The 12,045-nt window shown below is 39.8% G+C and carries 10 protein-coding genes and 1 pseudogene; all 11 read left to right on the top strand.

Annotation, left to right across the window (positions count from 1 at the left end; genetic code table 11):
* Positions 1 to 5 precede the first annotated feature (5 nt).
* The 11 genes and pseudogenes from QM424_RS07985 to QM424_RS08035 all read left to right on the top strand — a co-directional run bounded on the left by QM424_RS07985 (position 6) and on the right by QM424_RS08035 (position 11,983).
* Positions 6 to 242: an acyl carrier protein gene (locus QM424_RS07985; RefSeq protein WP_000136444.1), complete on the top strand. Its 237-nt coding sequence runs from the start codon at positions 6 to 8 to the stop codon at positions 240 to 242.
* A gap of 1,063 nt (positions 243 to 1,305) precedes the next feature.
* Complete coding sequence (locus tag QM424_RS07990) at positions 1,306 to 1,494, top strand: class IIb bacteriocin, lactobin A/cerein 7B family (protein WP_000180826.1); 189 nt, start codon at positions 1,306 to 1,308, stop codon at positions 1,492 to 1,494.
* Between the two features lie 208 nt (positions 1,495 to 1,702).
* Positions 1,703 to 1,882: a class IIb bacteriocin, lactobin A/cerein 7B family gene (locus QM424_RS07995; RefSeq protein WP_084889655.1), complete on the top strand. Its 180-nt coding sequence runs from the start codon at positions 1,703 to 1,705 to the stop codon at positions 1,880 to 1,882.
* Between the two features lie 573 nt (positions 1,883 to 2,455).
* The gene (locus tag QM424_RS08000) at positions 2,456 to 2,635 is read left to right on the top strand and encodes a hypothetical protein (protein WP_000846989.1); all 180 of its coding nucleotides are present in this window, start codon (positions 2,456 to 2,458) and stop codon (positions 2,633 to 2,635) included.
* A 78-nt stretch (positions 2,636 to 2,713) separates the two neighbouring features.
* The gene (locus tag QM424_RS08005) at positions 2,714 to 2,920 is read left to right on the top strand and encodes a hypothetical protein (protein WP_050090347.1); all 207 of its coding nucleotides are present in this window, start codon (positions 2,714 to 2,716) and stop codon (positions 2,918 to 2,920) included.
* 385 nt (positions 2,921 to 3,305) lie between these two features.
* Positions 3,306 to 3,494, top strand: a complete 189-nt coding sequence (locus tag QM424_RS08010) for a hypothetical protein (protein ID WP_000756559.1) — start codon at positions 3,306 to 3,308, stop codon at positions 3,492 to 3,494.
* A gap of 158 nt (positions 3,495 to 3,652) precedes the next feature.
* Positions 3,653 to 5,806, top strand: a complete 2,154-nt coding sequence (gene comA / locus QM424_RS08015; RefSeq protein ID WP_414394099.1) for a peptide cleavage/export ABC transporter ComA — start codon at positions 3,653 to 3,655, stop codon at positions 5,804 to 5,806.
* A gap of 12 nt (positions 5,807 to 5,818) precedes the next feature.
* On the top strand, positions 5,819 to 7,168 hold the full coding sequence (comB, locus tag QM424_RS08020; RefSeq protein ID WP_414394101.1) for a competence pheromone export protein ComB: 1,350 nt from the start codon (positions 5,819 to 5,821) through the stop codon (positions 7,166 to 7,168).
* A 169-nt stretch (positions 7,169 to 7,337) separates the two neighbouring features.
* A complete protein-coding gene (gene purC, locus QM424_RS08025) occupies positions 7,338 to 8,045 on the top strand; it encodes a phosphoribosylaminoimidazolesuccinocarboxamide synthase (RefSeq protein WP_414394103.1) in 708 nt (235 codons plus the stop codon).
* Positions 8,046 to 8,121: 76 nt separating this feature from the next.
* A pseudogene (locus tag QM424_RS09870) lies at positions 8,122 to 8,190 on the top strand (phosphoribosylaminoimidazolesuccinocarboxamide synthase); the annotation flags it as partial.
* Between the two features lie 67 nt (positions 8,191 to 8,257).
* Positions 8,258 to 11,983 (top strand): phosphoribosylformylglycinamidine synthase, encoded by a 3,726-nt coding sequence (locus QM424_RS08035; RefSeq protein WP_414394105.1) that lies wholly within the window; start codon positions 8,258 to 8,260, stop codon positions 11,981 to 11,983.
* Positions 11,984 to 12,045 lie beyond the last annotated feature (62 nt).

A 12,045-nucleotide genomic window follows, 5' to 3' on the forward strand; every position in this document is an offset into this window, starting at 1 on the left:
AAGAGATGACAGAAAAAGAAATTTTTGACCGTATTGTGACCATTATCCAAGAGCGACAGGGAGAGGACTTTGTCGTGACAGAATCCTTGAGTCTGAAAGACGACTTGGATGCGGACTCAGTTGACTTGATGGAGTTTATCTTGACACTGGAAGATGAATTTAATATCGAAATCAGCGATGAGGAAATTGACCAACTCCAAAGTGTAGGAGATGTGGTAGAAGTCGTAAAAAGTAAAGAATAGCAAGAAGCAACATGCAAGTCGTGTTGCTTTTTATTGTCAGGGAAAATAAAAAATTTAGAACTTTTAGTGGGAATTACGAATAGATAGATAAGGAAGAAAAAGAGGAGTGTTTATGTATGTGACTGGTTTTTATCCGTGGTTTATTAAGTTATTTTTTAAATAAATTTAATTTAGTTGTACATTTTCGAAATTTTTTTCGAATAGATAAGTAAGAGGGAAAAGAAAGGAGCCTGGTTTATGTATCTACCAATTTTTTATCCGTGGTTTACTAAATTATTTTTCAAATAAATTTAATTTAGTTGTACATTTTCGAAATTTTTTTCGAATAAATAAGTAAGAAGAAAAGGAAGGAGTTTGGTTTATGTATCTACCAATTTTCTATCCATGGTTCATTAAATTATTTTTGAAATAAAATTTAATTTAGTTGTACATTTTCGAAATTTTTTTCGAATAAATAAGTAAGAGGAAACAGAAAGGAGCCTAGTTCATGTATCTACCAATTTTTTATCCGTGGTTTACTAAATTATTTTTCAAATAAATTTAATTTAATTTAGTTGTTCATTTTCGAAATTTTTTTCGAATAGATAAGTAAGAGGAAACAGAAAGGAGCCTAGCTCATGTTTATATCAATGTTCTACCCATGGTTCACTGAGTTATTTTTTAAATAAATTTAATTTAGTTGTACATTTTCGAAATTTTTTTCGAATAGATAAGTAAGAGGAAAAAGAAAGGAGTCTGGCTTATGTATCTACCGATTTTCTATTCATGGTACATTAAATTATTTTTGAAATAAAATTTAATTTAGTTGTACATTTTCGAATTATTTTTCGAATAAATAAGTGAGACGAAAAGGAAGGAGACTACGCGATGTATTTACCAATCTTATTGCCATGGTTTATCAAATGGTATTTAAAATAAATGAAATTTACCTGTTCATTTTAAATCACTTCTCAAATAGATAAGTGAGAAGAAAAGGAATTCAGTAATTTATCTATTCTGGTTTTTAAAATGGTTTAAGATCCAGAAATCGTAAACTAAAAAATAGAAATAAAGGAGAAAAAAGATGACAAATTTTGACAAAATGGAACAGAACTTTGTAGCTCTTACAGAAGAAGAGTTGATGAATGTAGATGGGGGAATTGCACCACTAGTAGTTGCGTTTGGAGTAGCGGCGTTTAAAGGTTTTTCTGTAACAGGAGGGGCTATTATACTGGGAGCAGGTCTCTATCAAGTTGGTAAAAATCTGAAATAAGACTTTGAGTAAGTTTTATGAATAGAATATTAAAAAAAATATATATAGGATCTGCTTTAATATCTTACAGCATATTATTAATTTATTCTCTACTTAATTTAGAGAAGGTATCGTTGGGGATCTGTATTTTGTTAGTAGCATTGACATACTATATTAATAAAAAAGAAATATTTAAAGCAAAAGTGAATAAGAGCAAGGAGAACTTAAAATGAATATTTTAGTAAATGATAATCAGTTTACAGCAATGACAGAAAAAGAACTAGCAACAGTTGATGGAGGAGTACTTCCTGCAGCGGTAGTAGCAGTTCCGGTAGGAATCAAGGTTGCGGGGTATGTTGTCGGCAGCTTATCTGCTGCAGGGCTAGTTGCATGGGGTTACTTTAGATAAGACACTTTGGAGAAATCAATGAATTTTTCAAACGAATTTGCGGCTGTTATTATATCAGCTTCAGGGATAGTGGGTTTATTAGTAGGAGTCACTATTGGCTTAGCTAGTATTATTTAAAGAGGGATATAACATGCAAAATTTGAATCAATTTGAAATCGTAGAGCAAAGTGAATAAGTTGGAGTAGGTTTATTAATTGTTATCAAAGGATCATTACTTCCTTCAGGTGGAGCAGCTTTAGGGTATTATGCGAATAGACCATAATCTGATTGTAGTCAGAGAGGTATTTCTATGTTTTTAAAAAAAGAAGTGATATTATTAGGGGTATTGTTATCGCTACGTATTATTTTTACTATCGTTCAAATTTTAATTGACTATAAAATATTATCTGGACAGTATAGTATGAATTTTATGGATGTCTCAGAAGTATTTACCTATCCAATACTCATTTTAATCATTTACATAGCAATAAAATATAATACAAAGGGGTAATGACGAACATGAATCAAAAGGATTTTATGTATATGAATGGTAGCGTTTTTCCGCCATTCTTGTCAGGCAAATAGGAGTTTCTTATGAAAACATTTTTATTAGGTTTTGCTGAAGGGTATTTTATCGTATCACTCATAATCTACATCGCAACGTATTTGATGTTGAAAAATCCAATCAATACCCTATTTTATCCAGAAATTTACCCTATTTTATTTGGACTCTTTTATCTAGGATATAAGGCCAATAAAAAGCAAGTAGAGTGATCAGCTAAGAATGACTTGTTAGTCTGCGCTGAAAGTGGTTATGGTAGAATCTAAGAATGCATCACATTGGAGTTTAATATGAAATTTGTTAAATCAATACTGAAAGTTTTGCCTGAAATCATGGTATTACTTAGTTCGATGTCTTATATCATCATCAGATTAGTAGCTGATATGAATAAAGTATCTTTACCTACTTGGTTTGATAGTTTCAATATACCAACGATTGCATTATTTATGATGGTCTTCATTCTTTTATACAGAAGTAAAGAAAAAAAGAATGGATAAATTTGAGGTAGTAGACGCTCTATAGGGAATAGGTGTCTTATAGTAACGAATCAAAAAAAGGAGTAACTATGAATCGTAATTTAGAACGGTGTTATCTATTCTGACTAGGAATAGATTATACCAAAGGTGGCTTAGAAATAGTAGGGACATTAGAAATTGAAGTAATGAATAGGATGTCGTAAAGTTTACTATCAATGATTTATTTGTCCCAAGCTTGCCTAGGGTGTCCGAAAAAAATCATTTTCCTTTCAATAGCATATTTTTAGTAGGTAGGACGTTTGTTCTGCCTATTTTTTGCCAAAAGTGCAGTTGAGGTGTTTATTTGGAGTTTTACATATATTTTTGATAAAATAGGTGTAGAAATTGGGAAAGTTGAAGAAAAGAAATGAAGAAGGTTTTAGGATATTTTTTAGTATTTGTTTTTCTATTTTTGATGAATATTTTCATCTTTAAGATACTAGCAACTCTGGGATTTCAGCTGACAATGAGTGAAAAGAGTTATATTGTACCACCGCTGTTTTCGATTATCGTGTTGTATATGATTGACAAAAGAATTAGGAAGAAAAAGAAATAAATATATATTTTAGGCATGACTTTTGTTCTGCCTATTTTTTTATCCAAAAAGTGCATTTGGGAGGTAGATAGGCGCATTTGGGAAGGAAGTCCAGTTTTTGTTTGGGGATTGGGGTAAGATAGTTGTTATCAGATGAGTTTAGGAAAAAGGAGATGAATATGAAATTTGGGAAACATCACTATCGTCCGCAGGTGGATCAGATGGACTGCGGTGTAGCTTCATTAGCCATGGTTTTTGGCTACTATGGTAGTTATTATTCTTTGGCTCACTTGCGAGAATTGGCTAAGACGACCATGGATGGGACGACGGCTTTGGGCTTGGTCAAGGTGGCAGAGGAGATTGGCTTTGAGACGCGAGCTATCAAGGCAGATATGACGCTTTTTGACTTGCCAGATTTGACTTTTCCTTTTGTTGCCCATGTGTTTAAGGAAGGAAAATTACTCCACTACTATGTGGTGACTGGGCAGGATAAAGACAGCATTCATATTGCCGATCCAGATCCTGGGGTGAAATTGACTAAACTGCCACGTGAGCGTTTTGAGGAAGAATGGACAGGAGTGACTCTTTTTATGGCACCGAGTCCAGACTACAAGCCTCATAAGGATCAAAAGAATGGTCTGCTCTCTTTTATCCCTATATTAGTGAAGCAGCGTGGTTTGATTACTAATATCGTTTTGGCAACACTCTTGGTAACCTTGATTAACATTGTGGGTTCTTATTATCTGCAGTCTATCATTGATACCTATGTGCCAGATCAGATGCGTTCGACACTGGGGATTATTTCCATTGGGCTGGTTATCGTCTATATACTCCAGCAGATCTTGTCTTACGCTCAAGAGTATCTCTTACTTGTTTTGGGGCAACGTTTGTCGATTGATGTGATTTTGTCCTACATCAAGCATGTTTTTCACCTGCCTATGTCCTTTTTTGCGACACGCAGGACAGGGGAAATCGTATCTCGTTTCACGGATGCTAACAGTATCATTGATGCGCTGGCTTCGACCATTCTTTCGATTTTCCTAGATGTGTCAACGGTTGTCATTATTTCTCTTGTTTTATTTTCACAAAATACCAATCTCTTTTTCATGACTTTATTGGCACTTCCTATCTACACAGTGATTATCTTTGCCTTTATGAAGCCGTTTGAAAAGATGAATCGGGATACCATGGAGGCCAATGCGGTTCTGTCTTCTTCTATCATTGAGGATATCAATGGTATTGAGACTATCAAGTCCTTGACCAGTGAAAGTCAGCGTTACCAAAAAATTGACAAGGAATTTGTGGATTATCTGAAGAAGTCCTTTACCTATAGTCGAGCAGAGAGTCAGCAAAAGGCTCTGAAAAAAGTTGCCCATCTCTTGCTCAATGTCGGCATTCTCTGGATGGGAGCTGTTCTGGTCATGGATGGCAAGATGAGTTTGGGGCAGTTGATTACCTATAATACCTTGCTTGTTTACTTTACAAATCCTTTGGAAAATATCATCAACCTGCAAACCAAACTTCAGACAGCGCAGGTTGCCAATAACCGTTTGAATGAGGTCTATCTGGTAGCCTCGGAGTTTGAGGAGAAGAAAACAGTTGAGGATCTGAGCTTGATGAAGGGAGATATGACCTTCAAGCAGGTTTACTATAAGTATGGCTATGGTCGAGATGTCTTGTCGGATATCAATTTGACCATTCCCCAAGGTTCTAAAGTGGCTTTTGTGGGAATTTCAGGGTCAGGTAAGACGACCTTGGCCAAGATGATGGTTAATTTTTATGATCCAAGTCAAGGGGAGATTAGTCTGGGTGGTGTCAATCTCAATCAGATTGATAAAAAGGCTCTGCGCCAGTATATTAACTATCTGCCTCAACAGCCCTATGTCTTTAACGGAACGATTTTGGACAATCTTCTTTTGGGAGCCAAGGAGGGAACGACTCAAGAGGATATCTTGCGAGCGGTCGAGTTGGCAGAGATTCGGGAGGACATTGAGCGCATGCCACTGAATTACCAGACAGAATTGACTTCGGATGGGGCAGGGATCTCAGGTGGTCAACGTCAGAGAATCGCTCTGGCGCGTGCTCTCTTGACAGATGCGCCGGTCTTAATTTTGGATGAGGCGACTAGCAGTTTGGATATTCTGACAGAGAAGCGAATTGTCGATAATCTTATGGCTTTAGACAAGACCTTGATTTTCATCGCCCACCGCTTGACCATTGCTGAGCGGACAGAGAAGGTGGTTGTTTTGGATCAGGGCAAGATTGTCGAAGAAGGAAAGCATGCTGATTTGCTTGCACAGGGTGGATTTTATGCCCATTTGGTGAATAGCTAGAAAGAGGAGAGGATGAAATCAGAATTTTTAGAAAGTGCGGAGTTTTATAATCGTCGTTACCATAATTTTTCCAGTCGGGTGATTGTCCCCATGTCCCTTCTACTCGTGTTTTTGCTTGGATTTGCAATATTTGCAGAGAAGGAGATGAGTTTGTCTACTAGAGCTACTGTCGAGCCTAGTCGTATCCTTGCAAATATCCAGTCAACTAGCAATAATCGCATTCTTGTCAATCATTTGGAAGAAAATAAGCTGGTTAAAAAGGGAGAACTGTTGGTTCAATATCAAGAAGGGGCAGAGGGTATCCAAGCAGAGGCCTATACTAGTCAGTTGGACATGCTTAAGGATCAAAAAAAGCAATTGGAGTATTTGCAAAAGAGCCTGCAAGAAGGGGAGAACCACTTTCCAGAGGAGGATAAATTTGGCTACCAAGCCACCTTTCGCGACTACCTCAGCCAAGCAGGCAGTCTTAGGGCTAGTACATCGCAACAAAATGAGACCATCGCGTCCCAGAATGCAGCAGCTAGCCAAACCCAAGCCGAAATCGGCAACCTCATCAGTCAAACAGAGGCTAAAATTCGCGATTACCAGACAGCTAAGTCAGCTATTGAAACAGGTGCTTCCTTGGCCAATCAGAATCTAGCCTACTCTCTCTACCAGTCCTACAAGTCTCAGGATGAGGAAAATCCGCAAGCTAAGGCACAAGCAGTTGCGCAGGTTGAAGCACAGCTTTCTCAGTTAGAATCCAGTCTTGCTACTTACCGTGTCCAGTATGCAGGTTCAGGTACCCAGCAAGCCTATGCGTCTGGTTTAAGCAGTCAATTAGAGTCCCTTAAATCCCAACATTTGGCTAAGGTTGGTCAGGAATTGTCCCTTCTAGACCAAAAAATCTTGGAAGCAGAGTCAGGCAAGAAGGTTCAGGGAAGTCTTCTAGACAAGGGGAAAATTACGGCGAGTGAGGATGGGGTGCTTCATCTTAATCCTGAGACTAGTGATTCTACCATGGTAGCAGAGGGGACTCTACTAGCCCAACTCTATCCGTCCTTGGAAAAAGAAGGGAAAGCCAAACTAACAGCTTATCTTAGTTCAAAAGATGTAGCAAGAATCAAGGTCGGTGATTCTGTTCGCTATACGACGACTCATGATGCCAAGAATCAACTTTTCCTAGATTCTACTATTACAAGTATTGATACGACAGCTACTAAGACTGAAAAAGGGAATTTCTTTAAAATTGAGGCGGAAACTACTCTAACTTCTGAGCAGGCTAAAAAACTTCGATACGGGGTGGAAGGCCGTCTACAGATGATTACGGGTAAGAAAAGTTACCTACGTTATTATTTGGATCAATTTTTGAACAAAGAGTAATGTTCGTGTTTTTAGAGTTAAATAATTTTTAAACTGTGAGAAATCTTTTTCTTGCAGTTTTTTCTTTACTATTTTCGATGATAATCTTATATTTATTCGGTTAAATTCTTGTAATTCTAGGTTTTTTATGGTAGAATGTGCTCAAGTAATACGAAAGGCGAACTTTAAAATGTCAAAACAATTGATCTATTCGGGAAAAGCTAAAGATATCTATACAACTGAGGATGAAAATCTTATTATTTCAACTTACAAGGATCAGGCGACTGCTTTCAATGGTGTTAAGAAGGAGCAGATTGCAGGTAAGGGAGTCTTGAATAATCAGATTTCATCTTTTATTTTTGAGAAATTAAATGCGGCTGGTGTGGCGACTCACTTTGTGGAGAAACTTTCAGACACGGAACAACTCAATAAAAAGGTTGAGATTATTCCTTTGGAAGTCGTGCTCCGCAACTACACGGCTGGTTCCTTTTCAAAACGTTTTGGCGTGGATGAGGGAATCGCCTTGGAGACTCCGATTGTTGAATTTTACTACAAAAATGATGATTTGGATGACCCGTTTATCAATGATGAGCATGTGAAATTCCTAAAGATTGCGGATGACCAGCAAATCGCCTACTTGAAGGAAGAAACCCGTCGAATCAATGAACTCTTGAAAGCCTGGTTTGCTGAGATTGGGCTCAAGTTGATTGACTTTAAGCTAGAGTTCGGTTTTGATAAGGATGGCAAGATTATCTTAGCAGATGAATTTTCACCAGATAACTGCCGCTTGTGGGATGCGGATGGCAACCACATGGATAAGGATGTTTTCCGTAGAGGATTGGGAGAACTAACCGACGTTTATGAAGTTGTCTGGGAGAAGTTGCAAGGTTTGAAATAATCTGTTTGCAACGGAAAACCTTCGTCTCTCAACTAAAAGGACTCAGGCTGAAAAGGTCCCCAAGACCTTTTCACTCCGTAGGGGATTAGGAGAACTAACAGACGTTTACGAGATTGTCTGGGAAAAGTTGCAGGAATTGAAATAATCTATTTGCAAGACTCTCAAGGTCATTTGGAAACGTTGTAAGAGCTGAAATAAAGGAATAAGAATTGATGGATAAACGTATTTTTGTTGAAAAAAAGGCTGATTTTCAGGTCAAGTCAGAGAGTTTGGTGAGAGAACTCCAGCATAACTTGGGGCTTTCAACTTTGAAAAGTATTCGCATCGTGCAAGTGTATGATGTATTTGACTTGGCGGAGGACTTGTTTGCACCTGCAGAGAAACACATTTTCTCTGAGCAGGTGACAGACCATGTTTTGGACGAAGCGGCTGTGCAGGCGGATCTTGCCAACTATGCTTTCTTTGCCATTGAAAGCCTACCAGGGCAATTTGACCAGCGTGCAGCATCTTCACAGGAAGCCTTGCTTTTACTAGGAAGTTCGAGTGACGTGACAGTTAATACAGCACAATTGTACTTGGTCAATAAAGATATTGAAGCGGCTGAGTTGGAAGCGGTCAAGAACTACTTGCTCAATCCAGTTGATTCTCGTTTCAAGGACATCACGACAGGGATTGCTAAGCAGGAATTTTCAGAGTCAGACAAGACCATTCCTAAATTGACTTTCTTTGAAAGCTATACAGCAGAAGACTTTGCCCGCTACAAGGCCGAGCAAGGGATGGCTATGGAAGTGGATGATTTGCTCTTTATCCAAGACTATTTCAAGTCTATCGGACGTGTACCAACTGAAACGGAACTCAAGGTTTTGGACACTTACTGGTCTGACCACTGCCGTCACACGACTTTTGAGACAGAGTTGAAAAACATTGATTTCTCAGCTTCTAAATTCCAAAAGCAATTGCAGGCGACCTATGACAAGTATATTGCCATGCGTGATGAGTTGGGACGTACGGAAAAACCGCAAACCTTGATGGATATGGCGACTATTTTCGGTCGTTATGAGCGTGCCAATGGACGTTTGGACGACATGGAAGTGTCAGACGAAATCAATGCTTGCTCAGTCGAAATCGAAGTGGATGTTGATGGTGTGAAAGAGCCATGGCTCCTAATGTTCAAGAATGAAACTCACAACCACCCAACTGAGATTGAACCATTTGGTGGGGCTGCTACCTGTATCGGTGGAGCCATTCGTGACCCATTGTCAGGTCGTTCTTACGTTTACCAAGCAATGCGTATCTCAGGTGCGGGTGATATTACAGCACCGATTTCGGAAACGCGTGCTGGGAAATTGCCACAACAGGTTATTTCTAAAACAGCTGCTCATGGTTATTCTTCATATGGTAACCAGATTGGGCTTGCGACGACCTATGTTCGTGAATATTTCCACCCAGGTTTTGTAGCTAAACGTATGGAGTTAGGTGCAGTAGTCGGTGCGGCTCCTAAGGGCAATGTTGTCCGTGAAAAACCGGAAGCGGGAGATGTGATTATTCTCCTTGGAGGTAAGACTGGACGTGATGGTGTCGGTGGTGCGACAGGTTCTTCTAAGGTTCAAACAGTTGAGTCTGTGGAAACTGCTGGAGCTGAAGTTCAAAAAGGGAATGCTATCGAAGAACGCAAGATTCAACGTCTGTTCCGTAATGGCGATGTGACTCGTCTCATCAAAAAATCAAATGATTTTGGCGCTGGTGGTGTCTGTGTAGCCATCGGTGAATTGGCAGACGGTCTTGAAATCGACCTCAACAAGGTTCCTCTTAAATACCAAGGCTTGAATGGTACCGAAATTGCCATCTCTGAATCTCAAGAACGGATGGCAGTCGTGGTTCGTCCTGAGGATGTAGATGCCTTCGTTGTAGAATGTAACAAAGAAAATATTGACGCTGTTGTCGTGGCGACAGTAACTGAAAAACCAAATCTAGTCATGCACTGGAATGGTGAAATCATTGTCGACTTAGAGCGTCGTTTCCTTGACACCAATGGTGTGCGTGTGGTCGTCGATGCTAAGGTTGTGGATAAGGATGTCAAACTCCCAGAAGAGCGTACAACAAGCGTAGAAACACTTGAAGTTGATACCCTTGCGGTTCTATCTGATTTGAATCATGCGAGTCAAAAAGGATTACAGACTATCTTTGACTGCTCTGTTGGACGCTCAACGGTCAATCACCCACTTGGTGGTCGTTACCAACTCACACCAACTGAGGCATCTGTGCAGAAATTGCCAGTTCAACACGGTGTGACTCATACTGCGTCAGTCATGGCTCAAGGTTTCAACCCTTATGTAGCAGAATGGTCTCCATACCACGGTGCCGCTTATGCGGTTATTGAAGCGACTGCTCGTTTGGTGGCTGCTGGTGCCAACTGGTCTAAGGCTCGTTTCTCTTACCAAGAGTATTTCGAACGCATGGACAAACAAGCTGAGCGTTTTGGTCAGCCAGTAGCAGCTCTCCTAGGCTCTATCGAAGCTCAGATTCAGCTTGGTTTGCCATCTATCGGTGGGAAGGACTCTATGTCTGGTACCTTTGAAGAATTAACTGTGCCACCAACTTTGGTAGCCTTTGGGGTGACGACGGCAGATAGCCGTAATGTGCTCTCTCCAGAATTTAAAGCTGTTGGGGAAAATATCTACTACATCCCAGGTCAAGCACTCTCAGCAGAGATTGATTTTGACTTAATTAAGTCAAATTTTGCTCAGTTTGAAGCCCTTCAAAAGGCTCATAAAGTGACATCTGCATCAGCTGTCAAATATGGTGGTGTGGTTGAAAGTTTGGCTCTCGCTACCTTTGGAAATCATATTGGTGCAGAGGTAATCTTGCCTGAACTTGAAACGGCTTTGACAGCTCAATTGGGCGGATTTGTTTTCACATCACCTGAAGAAATTGCTGGAGTAGAGAAGATTGGACAAACAAGTGCAGACTTTACACTCCTTGTCAACGGTGTGAAGCTAGATGGACACAAACTTGACAGTACCTTCCAAGGAAAATTGGAAGAAGTTTACCCAACAGAGTTTGCCCAAGCCAAAGAACTGGCTGAAGTACCAGCTGTGGCATCAGATGTTGTGATTAAAGCCAAAGAAAAGGTTGAAAAACCTGTAGTTTACATCCCAGTCTTCCCAGGAACCAACTCAGAATATGATTCAGCTAAGGCATTTGAAAAAGAAGGTGCAGAGGTTAACTTGGTGCCATTCGTGACCTTGAATGAAGAGGCTATTGTCAAGTCAGTCGAAACTATGGTTGACAACATCGGTAAGGCTAACATCCTCTTCTTTGCAGGTGGTTTCTCAGCTGCGGACGAGCCAGATGGTTCAGCTAAGTTTATTGTCAACATCCTGCTTAATGAAAAAGTGCGTGTAGCAATTGATAGCTTTATCGCCCGTGGTGGCTTGATTATCGGTATCTGTAATGGCTTCCAGGCTTTGGTCAAATCAGGTCTTCTTCCATACGGGAACTTTGAAGATGCCAAAAGTACTAGCCCAACCCTCTTCTACAATGATGCCAACCAACACGTGGCCAAGATGGTAGAAACTCGCATTGCCAACACCAACTCACCGTGGTTAGCTGCGGTGCAAGTGGGCGATATCCACGCTATTCCTGTTTCACACGGTGAAGGGAAGTTTGTCGTGACGGCTGAGGAATTTGCGGAGCTCCGTGACAATGGTCAAATCTTTAGCCAATACGTTGACTTTGATGGAAAACCAAGTATGGACTCTAAGTACAATCCGAATGGTTCTGTCCATGCCATCGAAGGAATTACCAGCAAGAACGGCCAAATCATCGGTAAGATGGGACACTCAGAACGTTTTGAAGACGGTCTTTTCCAAAACATCCCAGGAAATAAAGACCAGCACCTGTTCGCGTCAGCGGTTAAATACTTTACTGGAAAATAAGACTTGCAGATTTTCTAATAGATAGTATCAGTAATGTAAAAGTCATGTAGATTTAGCTCTTG

This window comes from Streptococcus mitis (assembly GCF_047464945.1).
In the GTDB taxonomy this organism is placed as follows: Bacteria; Bacillota; Bacilli; order Lactobacillales; family Streptococcaceae; genus Streptococcus; species Streptococcus mitis_EA.